At 65.0% G+C, this 14822-nt stretch carries 15 protein-coding genes; 9 read left to right on the forward strand and 6 right to left on the reverse strand.

The genetic code is table 11. The features are described 5' to 3' along the window. From ACQR1D_RS09465 to ACQR1D_RS09475, 3 genes are all read left to right on the forward strand, one after another. On the forward strand, positions 1-1191 hold the full coding sequence (locus ACQR1D_RS09465; protein ID WP_434893862.1) for an ATP-grasp domain-containing protein: 1191 nt from the start codon (positions 1-3) through the stop codon (positions 1189-1191). Positions 1192-1259: 68 nt separating this feature from the next. Then, positions 1260-2696 carry a pyridoxal phosphate-dependent decarboxylase family protein gene (locus ACQR1D_RS09470; RefSeq protein WP_434837940.1) on the forward strand — a complete coding sequence of 479 codons (1437 nt, stop codon included), beginning with the start codon at positions 1260-1262 and terminating at the stop codon, positions 2694-2696. A gap of 346 nt (positions 2697-3042) precedes the next feature. After that, the gene (locus ACQR1D_RS09475; protein WP_434881035.1) at positions 3043-4590 is read left to right on the forward strand and encodes a flagellin; all 1548 of its coding nucleotides are present in this window, start codon (positions 3043-3045) and stop codon (positions 4588-4590) included. 179 nt (positions 4591-4769) lie between these two features. Here the strand turns inward: ACQR1D_RS09475 and flbT are convergent, their stop codons facing one another. Beyond that, a complete protein-coding gene (flbT, locus tag ACQR1D_RS09480; protein ID WP_315715996.1) occupies positions 4770-5195 on the reverse strand; it encodes a flagellar biosynthesis repressor FlbT in 426 nt (141 codons plus the stop codon). Positions 5196-5583: 388 nt separating this feature from the next. Between flbT and ACQR1D_RS09485 the strand changes: the two genes are divergently transcribed. The 4 genes from ACQR1D_RS09485 (at position 5584) to ACQR1D_RS09500 (ending at position 10065) form a co-directional block, all read left to right on the forward strand. After that, on the forward strand, positions 5584-7128 hold the full coding sequence (locus tag ACQR1D_RS09485) for a flagellin (protein ID WP_434837860.1): 1545 nt from the start codon (positions 5584-5586) through the stop codon (positions 7126-7128). 228 nt (positions 7129-7356) lie between these two features. Beyond that, a complete protein-coding gene (locus ACQR1D_RS09490; RefSeq protein WP_315804310.1) occupies positions 7357-8928 on the forward strand; it encodes a flagellin in 1572 nt (523 codons plus the stop codon). Between the two features lie 371 nt (positions 8929-9299). Beyond that, entirely contained in the window at positions 9300-9665 is a 366-nt protein-coding gene (gene flaF / locus ACQR1D_RS09495) for a flagellar biosynthesis regulator FlaF (protein WP_315715999.1), read from the forward strand. A 235-nt stretch (positions 9666-9900) separates the two neighbouring features. Next, positions 9901-10065 carry a hypothetical protein gene (locus ACQR1D_RS09500; RefSeq protein WP_434837861.1) on the forward strand — a complete coding sequence of 55 codons (165 nt, stop codon included), beginning with the start codon at positions 9901-9903 and terminating at the stop codon, positions 10063-10065. Between the two features lie 99 nt (positions 10066-10164). On the opposite strand, the gene ACQR1D_RS09505 is transcribed toward ACQR1D_RS09500, so the two are convergent. The 4 genes from ACQR1D_RS09505 to ACQR1D_RS09520 all read right to left on the reverse strand — a co-directional run bounded on the left by ACQR1D_RS09505 (position 10165) and on the right by ACQR1D_RS09520 (position 12819). After that, complete coding sequence (locus ACQR1D_RS09505) at positions 10165-10551, reverse strand: hypothetical protein (protein ID WP_316180416.1); 387 nt, start codon at positions 10549-10551, stop codon at positions 10165-10167. A 212-nt stretch (positions 10552-10763) separates the two neighbouring features. Next, complete coding sequence (locus tag ACQR1D_RS09510; RefSeq protein ID WP_316180418.1) at positions 10764-11249, reverse strand: hypothetical protein; 486 nt, start codon at positions 11247-11249, stop codon at positions 10764-10766. 56 nt (positions 11250-11305) lie between these two features. After that, positions 11306-11695, reverse strand: coding sequence for a flagellar assembly peptidoglycan hydrolase FlgJ (flgJ, locus tag ACQR1D_RS09515; RefSeq protein WP_434837862.1), 390 nt, complete (start codon positions 11693-11695; stop codon positions 11306-11308). Further along, a complete protein-coding gene (locus ACQR1D_RS09520; protein WP_315738786.1) occupies positions 11695-12819 on the reverse strand; it encodes a flagellar basal body P-ring protein FlgI in 1125 nt (374 codons plus the stop codon). The genes flgJ and ACQR1D_RS09520 overlap by 1 nt, the downstream gene beginning before the upstream one ends. Before the next feature lie 271 nt (positions 12820-13090). Here ACQR1D_RS09520 and ACQR1D_RS09525 point away from each other — a divergent pair, with 271 nt between their 5' ends. Continuing rightward, complete coding sequence (locus ACQR1D_RS09525; RefSeq protein WP_316180422.1) at positions 13091-13504, forward strand: flagellar assembly protein FliX; 414 nt, start codon at positions 13091-13093, stop codon at positions 13502-13504. Between the two features lie 16 nt (positions 13505-13520). Here ACQR1D_RS09525 and ACQR1D_RS09530 read toward each other — a convergent pair whose 3' ends face one another. Beyond that, on the reverse strand, positions 13521-13895 hold the full coding sequence (locus tag ACQR1D_RS09530) for a winged helix-turn-helix transcriptional regulator (RefSeq protein ID WP_315804303.1): 375 nt from the start codon (positions 13893-13895) through the stop codon (positions 13521-13523). A 143-nt stretch (positions 13896-14038) separates the two neighbouring features. Between ACQR1D_RS09530 and ACQR1D_RS09535 the strand changes: the two genes are divergently transcribed. Continuing rightward, a complete protein-coding gene (locus tag ACQR1D_RS09535) occupies positions 14039-14650 on the forward strand; it encodes an NAD(P)-dependent oxidoreductase (RefSeq protein ID WP_434837863.1) in 612 nt (203 codons plus the stop codon). Positions 14651-14822 lie beyond the last annotated feature (172 nt).

Raw genomic sequence — 14822 nt, forward strand, 5'->3', positions numbered from 1 at the left:
ATGGCCAAGCTCGCCAAGGCCGCCTTCGACGGCCAGGACCTGAAACCGATGTGGGCCGCCTTGCTCGCCAAGCTGCTCGACGGCCGCGCGGAGCCGGGCGAGGGGCTCGACCTGGCGCTGATCGCGCAGCTCATCGGCGAGAAATCGTCCGGGCTTGCAATCCAGCACGACGTGCTGCAGTCGCAGCAGCTCTATCGCGTGCGCTGCAAGAGCGAGACGCCGCGCCTGCGCGTGCTCGCGCTCGCTGCGGCCACCGACATGGGCAGCAACACGCCGATCGAGTTCCTGCTCGAGGATACCGACTTCGAGCTGCTGCTGCTCTACGTCGTTCCAGGCGCGAACCTGCTGGCACCGCTGCCGGCCCATGACGTCGCCATCGTCATCGCCTCCGATTCCGAGGATTGCCAGCACGCGCTGCGCGAGATCGATGCCGTCGCGGCGCGCTGGCCGCGTCCGCTGCTCAATCCGCCGGAGCGGATCTGGCATCTCGACCGCGACAAGCTGCATGCGCTGCTGGCCTGCATCGACGGACTCACCATTCCGGCGACCATCCCCGTCGACCGCGAGCGCCTGATCGAGATCGCCGACGAGCGCGAATGGATCACCGACGTCGACCACTCGCTCGCCTTCCCGGTCATCGTGCGGCCGCGCGGCTCGCATGCCGGCGTCGGCCTCGAGAAGATCGACGAGCCGCTCGAGCTGTCGCTCTATCTCGACGAGCGCGACGAGCAGGAGTTCTTCGTCTCGCGCTTCGTCGACTATGCCAGCGAGGACGGCCAGTTCCGCAAGTACCGCATCGTGTTCGTCGACGGCACGGCCTACGCCTGCCACATGGCGATCGCGCGGCGCTGGGACATCTGGTACCTCAACGCCAACATGGCCGGCAGCGAGAGCAAGCGCCTCGAAGAGGCGACCTTCATGCAGACCTTCGACATCGGCTTCGGCCGCCGTCATCGCAGTGTGCTCGATGCGATCGCCGCGCGCGTCGGCCTCGACTATTTCATCATCGATTGCGCCGAGACCAGGGACGGCGCGCTGCTGGTGTTCGAGGCCGACAATACGGCCGTCGTCCACAACATGGATTCGCCGGAGATCTTCCCCTACAAGCCGCCGCAGATGCAGAAGATCTTCGCGGCCTTCGCGGCCATGATCGAGAAGCGCGCCGCGTCTCGGGCGGAGCAGGCGGCGTGACCGCCGGGCTGCGCATCGATCCCGCGTCGCGGACGGCGGAGACGCTCGATCCGCAACATTGGGACCAGATGCGCGCGCTCGGTCATCGCATGCTCGACGACATGATCGACTATGTCGCCGATATCCGCGACCGGCCGGTGTGGCAGCCGATGTCGCCGGCGACACGGCAGAGCTTCCGCAGCGCGCTGCCGCATGCGCCGACCGATCTCGCCGAGGTCTATCGCGATTTCAGCGAGCTCGTCGTTCCCTACGCGACCGGCAACGTGCATCCCGGATTCATGGGCTGGGTGCACGGCGGTGGCACCGTGGTCGGCATGCTTGCCGAGATGCTGGCTGCCGGACTGAACGCCAATCTCGGCGGCCGCGACCATGCGCCGATCGAGATCGAGCGGCAGGTCGTCGACTGGACGCGCCAGTTGTTCGGCTTTCCGGTATGCGCCAGCGGCATCTTCGTCACCGGCACCTCGATGGCGAACCTGATGGCGGTGCTGGTGGCGCGCCGCGCCGCGCTCGGCGCGTCGGTTCGCTCGGCGGGTCTCGGTGAGGAGGGGCGGCGCTTGCGCGCCTACACGTCGAAGGCGGCGCATGGCTGCATCGCCAAGGCGATGGACATCTGCGGACTGGGCAGCGACGCGCTCGGCTGCATCGCGGTGGATGCCGCACATCGCGTCGACGTCGGCGAGCTGCGGACCGCGATCGCGCGCGATCGCGCCGCGGGCCTGCATCCGTTTCTCGTCGTCGCCTCCGCTGGCACCGTCGATATCGGCGCCATCGACGACCTCGCGGCTGTTGCCGAACTCTGCCGTGCCGAGGGGCTCTGGTTTCACGTCGACGGCGCCTTCGGTGCGCTCGCGATGCTGTCAGCGGAGCTCGCACCGAAGCTCGCCGGCATCGAGCTGGCGGATTCGATTGCGCTGGATTTTCACAAATGGGGGCAGGTGCCCTACGATGCGGGCTTCCTGCTGGTGCGCGATGGCACCAAGCATCGTGACGCCTTCGCCTCGCCGGCCGCCTATCTGCGCCGGGAAACCCGCGGTCTCGCGGCGGGCGCCGAATGGCCCTGTGATCTCGGTCCTGATCTGTCGCGCGGCTTCCGGGCGCTGAAGACCTGGTTCACGCTGAGAACGTTCGGCACGGACGCGCTCGGTGCCGTGATCGCGCGAAGCTGCGAGCTCGCGCGCCATCTGGAGTCGCGGGTGCGCGCCGAGCCCGAGCTCGAGCTGCTGGCGCCGGTCAATCTCAACATCGTCTGCTTCCGCTATCGCGCAGACGATGCCGATGCGCTCAACGGCGAGATCGTCGCCGACATCCACGAATCCGGCCTCGCCGCACCGTCGACCACGATGCTCGACGGACGGCTGGCGATCCGTGCCGCGATCGTCAATCATCGCACCGGGACGAGCGACATCGACCGGCTGATTGCGGCGGTCCTCATGTTCGGCCGCCAGCGCGCGGCCGGTCTCACGCCGTTGATCGAGATCGAAGCTCCGCCGCTGGCGCTCTGATCGCAAACCGCATCTAGGCGTCGTCCGCTGGTCGATGACGACCGCCGACGGAATGTAGCCGCGCGTGTCGAAACCTTTCCAAAGGTGGTTGACACGTTGTGAATGACGGGTGCGTTTGTTGAATCAATGAGCCTTTTCAAGGGGCGTTCTTGCGTGATGACGCGGCAATGAGCCGCGCCGATGCGCCTGTTCTGCTGATTGAGGCGGCTGCGCCCCGCAACCCTTCAGCGTTTGTTAGCCACTGCCATTCACCGTGACGCCCGTCGTCCGGGTCGCTCAAGTCGACCTGGGCTTCACCCTGATCTCGAAGGGATCGGGGCTTATTTCACACCAGAAGGGTATGAAAATGTCAGGTATCGTCCTCTCGGCGTCGGTACGCCAGAATCTGCTATCGCTTCAGTCGACAGCTCAGCTCCTCGCCACCACCCAGAACAATCTCTCCACGGGCAAGAAGGTCAACTCGGCGCTCGACAATCCGACCAACTTCTTCACCGCCCAGGGTCTCGACAACCGCGCTTCCGACATCTCCAATCTGCTCGACGGCATCGGCAACGGCGTGCAGGTGCTGCAGGCCGCCAACACCGGCATCACCTCGCTGCAGAAGCTCGTCGACAGTGCCAAGTCGATCGCCAACCAGGTTCTGCAGAGCGCGGTGGGCTACTCCACCAAGTCGAGCGTGACCTCGGCGGCCCTGACCGGTGCGACCGCCACCGACCTGCTCGGCTCCAGCTCGACCGCTGTGACCGGTTCGGTCGTCCAGAACGACAATACGACTCCGGCGGCGATCACCGGCTCGACCAAGCTGTCGGGTACGTCGGGCACCTCGTCGAACGACCTCTCCACCGGCATCACGTCGGGTGAGACGCTGGTCGTCAACGGCACCACCTTCACCTTCATCACCGGCACGTCCTCGACGGGCACCAACATCGGCATCGGCGACAGCGTCAGCAACCTGCTGTCGGCGATCCAGACCCAGACCGGCGTGACGGCGTCGATCACCGCGGGTGCGATCACCCTGACGCCGCCGGCGGCGGGATTGACGCTCTCGGGCAGCAGCGGCACCTTGGCCAAGCTCGGGCTGACTGCCGTCGGCGACGGCTTGTCGGGTCAGACCTTGACGGTCGGCGCCACAGGAGGTGGCACGGCGACCAGCATCACGTTCGGCCTGGGGACAGGGCAGGTCAAGTCGCTGAACGATCTCAACGCCAAGCTCGCAGCCAATAACCTGCAGGCCTCGATCGATTCGTCGACCGGCAAGATCACCCTCACCACGACCAACGACGCGGCGTCGGCCACGATCGGCGCGATCGGCGGTACGGCGGCGGCTTCCAGCCAGTCCTTCAACGGTCTGACGGCGGCGGCTCCGGTGGCGGATGTGACCGCGCAGACGCAGCGCGCGAGCCTGGTTTCCCAGTACAACAACGTGCTGGCGCAGATCAACACGACCGCGAGCGATGCGTCGTTCAACGGTGTCAACCTGCTCAACGGCGACACGCTGAAGCTGACCTTCAACGAGAACGGCAAGTCGACGCTGTCGATCACCGGCGTGACCTTCAACTCCGCGGGCCTCGGCCTCTCGACGTTGACCTCGGGCACCGACTTCCTCGACAACAACTCGGCGAACAAGGTGATCGGCGTGCTCACCACGGCGAGCTCCACGCTGCGCAACGAGGCCTCGACGCTGGGTTCGAACCTGTCGGTCGTGCAGGTTCGTCAGGACTTCAACAAGAACCTGATCAACGTGCTGCAGACCGGCTCGTCGAACCTGACGCTGGCCGACACCAACGAGGAAGCGGCCAACAGCCAGGCGCTGTCGACCCGCCAGTCGATCGCGGTGTCCGCGCTGTCGCTCGCCAACCAGTCGCAGGCGAGCGTGCTGCAGCTGCTGCGCTGATCCGCAGGCATCGTCATCTCTCGAAAACCAAGGCGGCGGGGGAAACCCCGCCGCTTTTTCATCGGACGACATGGAAGGTCCGACGTTGCTGGCGGCGGAGCCTGGCGGGCGCGCAAAAAATCGGAAGGCCCGGCCTCGCGACTGGCGAGCCGGGCCTTCCGATGTGAGGACGCGAAAGCTCAGGCCGCCGAGCTCACCGGCTTGTCCTGCTGTTCGGCTTCAGCCTGCTCGATCAGCTTCTTCTCGTAGGCGACGAGCTTCTTGGCTTCCTTCAGGGCCTGATAGAGATCGCCGTTCAGGATATGGCCGTTGATCGCCTCGATGATCGGCCAGGCGCTCGGCACCGTCGTGATGATGTCGCGCAGCAGGTTGAAATAGGTGCCGTGATCCGCATCTGCGCCCGGGGAGATGTACATCAGCTGGACCGCAAGATAGACGAGCTTGGCCGGCGTGTCGGCCGTCTCCGGCGTCAGGATGTCCTTCTCGCGCAGGATCGGAATGTTCTCGCCGTCGATCAGGAGGCGCGCGCGCTGATCGGTATTGGTGATCACGCAGGAGCCGATGATGATGCGCTCATGCGGCTTCAGTTCGACTTTCAGGGCCATTCTCATTCTCCGTTGCCGCAATCGGCGTGGCGCCGAACCTGCCGCGTCGAGGCCGATGACCGGTCCAGCTGCCAGTCTCAATCGCGCGGGAAGTCTGCGCGCTCGATCGGTCGGCGCGCAGCAATCCTTTCCGATCATGGTTAACGGACGGTAAATGGCCGCGCGTGCCCGGCGAATATGCGGTGTTTTCAATGTGATCCGCGGCGAATCACCTCGGCGCGGCCGTGCCGGTGCGGCGCGTCGGGCAACGCGAGCGGTCGTCACTTCACTGTTTGTTAGCCGCTCGCATTTACCTTAACGCACGTCGCCCGGTGGTGCAGTCACCCGCGGGCTTCGCCTCGATCCTGAATGGATCGGGCAGTTTGTTTCACACCAGAAGGGTATGAAAATGTCAGGTATTGTTCTCTCGGCGTCGGTGCGTCAGAATCTGCTCTCGCTTCAGTCGACGGCTCAGCTCCTCGCCACCACCCAGAACAACCTCTCCACGGGCAAGAAGGTCAACTCGGCGCTCGACAATCCGACCAACTTCTTCACCGCCCAGGGTCTCGACAACCGCGCTTCCGACATCTCCAATCTGCTCGACGGCATCGGCAACGGCGTGCAGGTGCTGCAGGCCGCCAACACCGGCATCACCTCGCTGCAGAAGCTCGTCGACAGCGCCAAGTCGATCGCCAACCAGGTGCTGCAGAGCTCCGTGGGCTACTCGACCAAGTCCAGCGTGACCTCGGCGGCTCTGACCGGTGCGACCGCGACCGACCTGCTCGGCTCCAGCTCGACCGCTGTGACCGGTTCGGTCGTCCAGAACGACAACACGACTCCGGCGGCGATCACCGGCTCGACCAAGCTGTCGGGTACGTCGGGCAGCTCGTCGAACGACCTCTCCACCGGCATCACGTCGGGTGAGACGCTGGTCGTCAACGGCACCACCTTCACCTTCGTCACCGGCACGTCCTCGACCGGCACCAACATCGGCATCGGCGACAGCGTTAGCAACCTGCTGTCGGCGATCCAGACCCAGACCGGCGTGACCGCGTCGATCACCGCGGGTGCGATCACCCTGACGCCGCCGGCGTCCGGACTGACGCTCTCGGGCAGCACCGGCACCTTGGGCAAGCTCGGGCTGACTGCTGTCGGCGACGGTCTGTCGGGTCAGACCTTGACGATCGGTGCGACAGGGGGAGGCACGGCGACGAGTGTCACGTTCGGTCTCGGGACAGGGCAGGTCAAGTCGCTGAACGATCTCAACGCCAAGCTCGCGGCCAACAACCTGCAGGCCTCGATCGATACCACCGGCAAGATCTCGATCACCACGACCAACGACGCGGCGTCGGCCACGATCGGTGCGATCGGTGGTACGGCGGCGGCCTCCAGCCAGTCCTTCAACGGCCTGACGGCGGCGGCTCCGGTGGCGGATGCGACCGCGCAGACGCAGCGCGCGAGCCTGGTCTCGCAGTACAACAACGTGCTGGCGCAGATCAACACGACCGCGGCCGACGCCTCGTTCAACGGTGTCAACCTGCTCAACGGCGACACGCTGAAGCTGACCTTCAACGAGAACGGCAAGTCGACGCTCTCGATCACCGGCGTGACCTTCAACACCGGCGGTCTCGGCTTGTCGAACCTCACCTCGGGCACCGACTTCCTCGACAACAACTCGGCGAACAAGGTGATCACCCTGCTGAACTCGGCGAGCTCGACGCTGCGGTCGGAAGCGTCGACGCTGGGTTCGAACCTGTCGGTGGTGCAGATCCGTCAGGACTTCAACAAGAACCTGATCAACGTGCTGCAGACCGGCTCGTCGAACCTGACGCTGGCCGACACCAACGAGGAAGCGGCCAACAGCCAGGCGCTGTCGACCCGCCAGTCGATCGCGGTGTCCGCGCTGTCGCTCGCCAACCAGTCGCAGGCGAGCGTGCTGCAGCTGCTGCGCTGATCCGCACGCATCGCATCTCGACGACCAAGGCGGCGGGGGAAACCCCGCCGCTTTTTTTCGCCTGGTTTGGCCGTCCGGCCCGTATCAATACTGGTCTGGAACCGGACGCGAGTGGAGCTGAGGGATCGCAACCAGTCGTTAAGCAAGAAATTTAAAGCGCCATTAACCATGTTTTAAAAGTGGGTGGACTAGAACCTCCTGGTGAATAACTAGGAAGGTTTCACACACATGTCCGGTATCGTTCTCTCGGCTTCGGTTCGCCAAAACCTGCTGGCGCTGCAAAACACCGCATCGCTGCTGGCCACGACTCAAAACAACCTGGCCACCGGCAACAAGGTCAACACGGCGCTCGATAACCCCACCGAATTCTTCACCGCGCAATCGCTCAACAACCGCGCGAGCGACATTGCGAACCTGCTCGACAGCATCGGTAACGGTGTCCAGGTTCTCCAGGCTGCGAATACCGGTCTCACCTCGCTGCAGAAGCTGGTCGACAGCGCCAAGTCGATCGCAAGCCAGGTGCTCCAGGCTCCCACGGGCTACACGACAAAGTCGAGCGTGACCTCCGCGGTCATTCCGGGGGCGACGGCCAACAACCTGCTCGGCAGCTCCTCGAACAAGTTCGTGACCGGCTCCGCGGTCAACAACGACAACACCAGCACGGCGGTCGCGATCACTGGCTCCACCAGGCTGTCCGGCACGGCGAGCTCCACCTCGAACGACCTGGCGAGCAGCGTCACGACCGGCGACACGCTCGTGGTCAACGGCGTGGTGTTCACCTTCGTGGCCGGTTCGGTCTCGGCCGGCACCAATATCGGCGTCGGCGACACCGTCAGCAACCTCCTCGCCGCGATCGACTCGGTCACCGGCGCAACCGCTACGCCATCCTCGGTGACGGGAGGCCAGATAACTCTCGCGACAGGCACGGCGCAGGATCTGACAGTCTCGGGCACGGCCCTGGCCAAGCTCGGATTGACGGCCGCAACCACGACACGCAATCCGCCAGCATTGTCAGGACAGACACTGACCATAGCTTCGACAGGAGGCGGTGTCGCAACCAACATAACGTTCGGCACCGGCGCCTCGCAGATATCGACTCTGGCGCAGCTCAATACTGCGCTCGCGGCCAACAATCTGCAGGCAAGCCTCAGCACGAACGGCCAGCTCACGATCCTGACCACCAACGAATCGGCGTCCTCGACGATCGGCGCGGTGGCCGGCTCCTCCACGGCGGCAAGCCAGGCCTTCAACGGTGTGACGGCATCCACGCCGGTGGCCGACACCAACTCGCAGACCACACGCGCCGGATTGATCGCCCAGTACAACAACGTGCTCGCGCAGATCGACACCACGGCGCAGGACGCCTCGTTCAACGGCATCAACCTGCTGAACGGCGATACGCTCAAGCTGGTATTCAACGAGACCGGACGGTCCACGCTGAACATCACCGGCGTGACCTTCAACAGCACCGGTCTCGGGCTGTCGGCGCTGGTCGTCGGAACCGACTTCCTCGACAGCAACTCGGCCAACAAGGTGCTGTCGACGTTGAACAGCGCATCGACGGCGATCCGCTCCGAGGCGTCATCGCTCGGCTCGAACCTGTCGATCGTGCAGGTCCGTCAGGACTTCAACAAGAACCTGATCAACGTGCTGCAGACCGGCTCGTCGAACCTGACCTTGGCCGACACCAACGAAGAGGCGGCCAACAGCCAGGCGCTGTCGACCCGCCAGTCGATCGCGGTCTCCGCGCTCGCGCTGGCCAATCAGTCGCAGGCGAGCGTGCTGCAGCTCCTGCGCTGAGCGCGAACGCGCTGGAATAATATCTCATCGAAGCGGCGGGCCTTGCCCGCCGCTTCTGCGTTTGGCCATGCCGAGCGTGCCGGCACTGGTCTCCGTTCGATGTCGGGGAGCGGTGGTCTCGCTCTGCGAGAACGCCGTTGTTCGTGTAGTTCGCGCCGCCGGGTTCGATGAACAACGTACGATCTTCGTCCGGACATTTTGAATCAGCGCATTCGCAAGAAATTAAGAGGTGCACCAAACAAAGCGATTTGCGGTGCTCCGTGACGCTACGAAACAAATTCCGCTAACGGCCGCTAACCATATTTTAAAGGCACACAAAGTACAAAACCTGAGCAGTTTGGTCGTGTCCCTGCGTCAGTCCGGAGTAGTTGATGTCATATGCCGCTCAAGCCTATGCCCGCACGTCGCAGACGACGGCATCACCACGGGAGATCGAAGCCCAGGCTCTGTTGAAGGCGGCACGGCAGCTGCAGGAAGTCCAGGCCAATTGGAATGGCCCCGATCGCAACATGTACAAGGCTCTGCTCTTCAATCGTCGCCTGTGGACAATCTTCATGAGCGCGATGGAGGCGGACGACAATCCGAATCCGCTCGACATCCGCCAGAACATCGCAAACATCGGCGTGTTCGTGATGAAGCAGACGATCGAGATGCAGATGGACCCGGATCCGGCGAAGCTCAAGTCGCTGATCGACATCAACTGCCACATCGCCGCGGGATTGTCCGGGCGGAGCTGACCACAGGGGGCAGGGGCGGGAGGCGCGCCATCGCGACCGTCATCGCAGCATCCCCTCTGCGTCCGACAAGTCGAACCTGTTCAATACGGCGCGAAGCAACAGCAGATACGTGGCCGTCGATCAGACGCTCCATCAGGGCGGCTGGCGCGGAAGATATGCCAACGGGACGTCGTTCACGGTCTCGATCGCCAACGTCGAGGGCTTTCACGCCTAGGTTCGCTACCAGCGCGACGGCGTGAACAAGTATCAGGACGTGCTGATCAAGCACAATGCGTTCAGGATCGGCGATACGAAGTTCACGCTGACCGGCAACGGCAAGGCCCAGATCAAGAACGTGGTCACCGACGCCGCCTCGGGCCAGACCTATCTCGACACCGCCTACGCGATACGGAGCAGTTGATCCGCCAAAGCTTGCGCCGCTCGATACGGCAACGCCGCCCGGTGGGGCGGCGTGCAGGCGGCGGGGCGGCGGAATGAAGCGGCCCGATCCCGCGGGGGCTCAGGCTGTGCGATCGGTCGCCACGACGCGCGGCACGTCCGCCTTCTGCAGATCCTTCTGCAGATCGAGCGTGTTGAAGTAGGCCCGGCGGCGCAGCACGGCCTCATCTGGATATTGGGTCACGACCTGGTCGGTCTTGCGGTTGACCACCTGGAATACCAGAGCGGCAGCGGCGCGATCGTAATAGGCCTGGCGCGACACCGAAAGATCGTTCGCGATGTTGACCGGGATGTCGTTGCGCACGGGCGCGCCGGGCTCGGCCGCGGTCACGGTCTGGCTGGGAGGAAGGTCCGTTGGAACAGCGCTCACCACCGCCTGGCTCGACGGTGGAATTATCGGAACGGACGCTGGCGTCCCTACCGGTCTTACGCTGAAATCGGAACTCATGGCAGCCTCCTCATGGCCATCGAGTCAATTCCCAACCCATCCCGCTTGCAACTATGCCGATGACCAATCAACGTTATGTTAGGAAATAGGATGAACGGCGCGTTGTGATTCGCCCGGGCCTTTTAAGCTTATCCGAGCGTTAAGCGGCGATGGCCGCGCGGCCCGTGAGGCGGCGCGGCGCTGCGATGCAGATGGGGGTCTGGCGGTGAGGCTCAGAGCGTCCGGCTGACGGCGAGCGGGGTGAGATGCCGCGCCCCCGGGGCGGCGCGGCGGCCGCCGGCGGTATAGGTGCTGGGGATGTTCTTGCGCTGAACCTCGGCATTGACGCCGCGCACGATCTTTTCCGAGATCGCGTGCGCAGTGGCCAGCACGGTCAGGTTCACCTGCAGCATGGCGCGGAAGGTGTCGTGGTGACGGTGCAGGGTGGCGAGCAGCTCCGGCGCGGTCTGCTTCATGAAATTCTGGCTCGCCTTCAGACGACCGACGGCCGTGACGTAGTGACGGGACAGCTCGGTCTTCCTCGGGCCGAACGCCATGCCTTCGCGCAGCTTGCCGGCGCGGACCAGTTCGGTCTCCTGCTCGATGACCGCGATGAGCTCGCTCATGACGCTCACCATCTCGTCGGCGAGCGCGCGTGCCTCTGCGGCGCTGGTGGCGGCGGTGTAGGTCGTCTTCTTCGCCTGGCCCTGTGCGGTCATTTCATAACTCCCTCTGGCGTGAGCGTTTGCCGCCCACGCGCTTGTCACGCGAACATCTACGCTTTGCCGTGGGCGCCGGAGCTGCTGCTCGCGGCCTGTTGCAGGATGAGAGTCCGGAAGACGTCGTTGGAGATGCCGACGCCTCCGGCCTTGGCGAAGTTCTTGGAATATTGCTCTGTGAGCATCGAGCGCCAGACGCCGGTGCCCGGCGTATCGCCGAACGGACCGTCGCCCTTCACGCCGCTGGTCATCTGCGAGAACATGCTGTTGAGGAACATCGCTTCGAAGTCGGTTGCCGTCGCCTTGGCCTTGGCCTGTGCCTTGGGCGAGACCTTGGTCAGTGCCTCGGCGAGATCGAGATCGGTGCGCGGCGCGGTGACGGCCGCAGCCGTCGGCAGGCTCAGAGCGACGCGGCCATGATAGGAGTCGATGAAGGACGTCGCCATCACATCACCTCGATGTCGGCTTCGATCGCGCCGGCCGCCTTGATGGCCTGCAGGATGCTGATCAGGTCGCGGGGACCGATGCCGAGGCCGTTGAGGCCGTCGACCAGTTGCTGCAAGGAAACCCCGTCCTTGACGACCGCGAACTTCTTGCCTTCCTCGGTGACGCCGACGCTGGTGCGCGGCGTGACCACGGTGCGGCCGCGGGACAGCGGGTTGGGCTGGCTGACCTGCGGACTTTCGGAGATCGTGACGGTGAGGTTGCCCTGCGCCACCGCGACGGTCGCCACGCGCACGTCGCGGCCCATCACGATGATGCCGGAGCGCTCGTCGATGACGATCTTGGCGGCAAGGTCAGGATCGACCTGCAACTGCTCGATCTCGGTCAGGAAGGCGACGACGTTGCCCTTGAACTCCGCCGGGACGCTCAGTTGCACCGTCGACGGGTCGATCGGCTCGGCGGTCTTGACGCCGAGGAAATCGTTGATCGCGGCGGCGATGCGCTTGGCGGTGGTGAAGTCGGCGTTGCGCAGGGCAAGCCGTACGTTCGGCAGCCGGTTCAGCGCAAACTCGATCTCACGCTCGATGATGGCGCCGTTGGCGATGCGGCCGACGGTCGGCACGCCGCGCACGATCTTGGCGGCCTCGCCCTCGGCCTGGAAGCCGGAGATCGCGAGCGAGCCCTGCGCCACCGCATAGACGTTGCCGTCGGCGCCGAGCAGCGGGGTGACGAGCAGGGTGCCGCCCTGCAGGTTCTTGGCGTCGCCGAGCGCGGAGACCGTCACGTCCATGCGCGTGCCTTGCGTGGCGAATGGCGGCAGGTTTCCGGTGACCATGACTGCGGCGACGTTGCCGGTGCGGATGGTGGCGCCGCGGATGTTGACACCCATGCGCTCGAGCATCGCCTGCAGCGACTGCTTGGTGAACGGGATGTTGTTCAGCGTATCGCCGGTGCCGTTGAGGCCGACCACGAGGCCGTAGCCGATCAGCTGGTTCTGGCGCACGCCTTCGATATTGGCGAGATCCTTGATCCGCGAGGTCGCATTCGCAGACATGACGGTAGATGCCAGCGCCAGCACGGCGGCGCAGGCGACCTGAAACAGGCGCGTAGTTCGGACGCGTCGCATCCTATGCTCCCCTCGAACTCTTCAAGTGATCACTCGGCCACTCCCATGACCGCATGATCGACGTTCAACTATGCGAGCGCCGTGCCAGGGCGATGCTCCGGGCTAACTCCTTGAAAGAGTGTGAAATCAATCGCGAGCCTTGTTGCGATCCCGGGGCGCGCCGGGGGAACGAAGCTGCCGCCCCGGCAGAATTTGCCGGGCCGTTTACGCACCGTTAACCACGACGGAGCCAATCTCCCCGTCGAGAGGCGGAAGCTTGCGGGAGCCATCGATGCGCATCTACGGACCGAAAGGCACGACGCTGGGCTCGTCGACGAGCGCGACGCGGAAGACCTCGTCCGGCGGCTTCAGGCTGCCTGATGCCGGCACCACGCAGGACACGCGCGCGACGCTCGCGCCGAAGCAGACTGCGAACATCGATGCGCTGCTGGCGCTGCAGGGCATCGAGGAGGAGCCGGCGGAGCGCCGCAAGCGCTCGGTCCAGCGCGGCAAGCGCGCGCTCGACGTGCTCGATGATCTCAAGCTGTCGCTGCTGTCCGGCAGGCTCGACACCGCGATGGCGCTGCGGCTGCGCGATGCCGCGGCCGACCTGAAGCAGACCTCGGGCGACCCGGGACTGGATGCGATCCTCTCCGAGATCGAGCTGCGCGTCGAGGTCGAGCTCGCCAAGGCCGGGCGGGGCTGAGACGCATCGCGCGCGCTCAAGCCGCCTTCGACGGCTGCTGCGCGTCGTAGCGGCGCTGAGCCGCGGTGACCTCCTTGAGATGGCGCTCGGCCCAGTCGCGCAGCGGATCGACCGCAGCGGCGAGCGTCAGCCCGAGCGGCGTGATCGAATATTCGACCGTGACCGGAACGGTCGCGATCGCGCGCCGCCGCACCAGGCCGTCGCGCTCCAGGCTCTTCAGAACCTGGGACAGCATCTTCTGCGAAATGCCTTCGATCGTCCGCCGCAACTGATTGAAGCGCAACGGTTCGTTGCGCAGCAGGATCAGGATCAGCACGGCCCATTTGTCGCCGACGCGATCCAGGATCTGGCGGGTCGGGCAGTCGGCGGCGTAGACGTTCGCGGCTCTCATCGGTTACTCCGGCGTGACCAGGTGATCTTAAAGTGCGCTCTTAACACCAGCATTCGTTCGGCTATCTAGTCACTATCGGATACCGAGGTGGCTGCGTCCAGTCTCGGATCCGACCTCGTGATCTCGAACATAGGAGCTGCCCCATGAAGATCGCCGTCGCCGGCGCGTCCGGCCGTGCCGGATCCCGTATCACCGCCGAGCTGGCCAGCCGCGGCCACCAGGTCACCGGCATCGCCCGCAACCCGGACAAGATCGAGAAGCGCGCCAACGTCACGGCGGTGCAGGGCGATGCCAACGACCGCGCCGCGCTGGCGAAACTGTGGGCCGGCCATGATGTCGCGATCAGCGCGATCCATTTCCTGGTCAGCGATGTCGAGACCCTGATCGGAGCCGCCAAGGACTCCGGCGTATCGCGTTACCTCGTGGTCGGTGGTGCCGGCTCGCTCGAGGTCGCGCCGGGTGTGCGGCTGGTGACGACGCCCGGCTTTCCGGCCGCCTACAAGGCCGAAGCGGTGAAGGGCGCCGCGTTCCTCGACCGTCTGCGCCAGGAAAAGGAGCTCGACTGGACCTTCCTGTCGCCCTCGGCAATGATCGATTTTGGCGCCCGGACCGGCAAGTTCCGGCTCGGAACGGACCAGCTGCTGGTCGATGCCGACGGCAAGAGTTTCATCACCTTCGAGGACTTCGCGGTCGCGATGGCCGACGAAATCGAGCGTCCGGCGCACCGGCGGGCCCGTTTCACGGTCGGTTACTGAGGCCATCCACGGCGTCCCGCCGGCCGGGGCCAAATTTGCCTGTGCAACGGCCCGAACGGCGGGGCGCCCGTGCCGATGGAAATATTGTCTGTCACATGAGGCCGCTATATAACGCGGCCGCGAACGGGCGTATTCCGTCCGCCGGTGCCGAAACCGGCGCCAGCACGTACAG

Origin of the sequence: Bradyrhizobium sp. HKCCYLRH2047 (genome assembly GCF_051168175.1) — a bacterium.
Taxonomy (GTDB): domain Bacteria; phylum Pseudomonadota; class Alphaproteobacteria; order Rhizobiales; family Xanthobacteraceae; genus Bradyrhizobium.

Bases quoted from the DNA above. Each gene is read 5' to 3' on its own strand.
- ACQR1D_RS09490 (WP_315804310.1), top strand. From the start codon at position 7,357: ATGTCCGGTATCGTTCTCTCGGCTTCGGTTCGCCAAAACCTGCTGGCG.
- ACQR1D_RS09520 (WP_315738786.1), bottom strand. From the start codon at position 12,819: ATGCGACGCGTCCGAACTACGCGCCTGTTTCAGGTCGCCTGCGCCGCC.
- ACQR1D_RS09535 (WP_434837863.1), top strand. From the start codon at position 14,039: ATGAAGATCGCCGTCGCCGGCGCGTCCGGCCGTGCCGGATCCCGTATC.
- ACQR1D_RS09465 (WP_434893862.1), top strand. From the start codon at position 1: ATGGCCAAGCTCGCCAAGGCCGCCTTCGACGGCCAGGACCTGAAACCG.
- ACQR1D_RS09510 (WP_316180418.1), bottom strand. From the start codon at position 11,249: ATGACCGCACAGGGCCAGGCGAAGAAGACGACCTACACCGCCGCCACC.
- flbT (WP_315715996.1), bottom strand. From the start codon at position 5,195: ATGGCCCTGAAAGTCGAACTGAAGCCGCATGAGCGCATCATCATCGGC.
- ACQR1D_RS09530 (WP_315804303.1), bottom strand. From the start codon at position 13,895: ATGAGAGCCGCGAACGTCTACGCCGCCGACTGCCCGACCCGCCAGATC.
- flaF (WP_315715999.1), top strand. From the start codon at position 9,300: ATGTCATATGCCGCTCAAGCCTATGCCCGCACGTCGCAGACGACGGCA.
- ACQR1D_RS09475 (WP_434881035.1), top strand. From the start codon at position 3,043: ATGTCAGGTATCGTCCTCTCGGCGTCGGTACGCCAGAATCTGCTATCG.
- flgJ (WP_434837862.1), bottom strand. From the start codon at position 11,695: ATGGCGACGTCCTTCATCGACTCCTATCATGGCCGCGTCGCTCTGAGC.
- ACQR1D_RS09525 (WP_316180422.1), top strand. From the start codon at position 13,091: ATGCGCATCTACGGACCGAAAGGCACGACGCTGGGCTCGTCGACGAGC.
- ACQR1D_RS09505 (WP_316180416.1), bottom strand. From the start codon at position 10,551: ATGAGTTCCGATTTCAGCGTAAGACCGGTAGGGACGCCAGCGTCCGTT.
- ACQR1D_RS09485 (WP_434837860.1), top strand. From the start codon at position 5,584: ATGTCAGGTATTGTTCTCTCGGCGTCGGTGCGTCAGAATCTGCTCTCG.
- ACQR1D_RS09470 (WP_434837940.1), top strand. From the start codon at position 1,260: ATGCGCGCGCTCGGTCATCGCATGCTCGACGACATGATCGACTATGTC.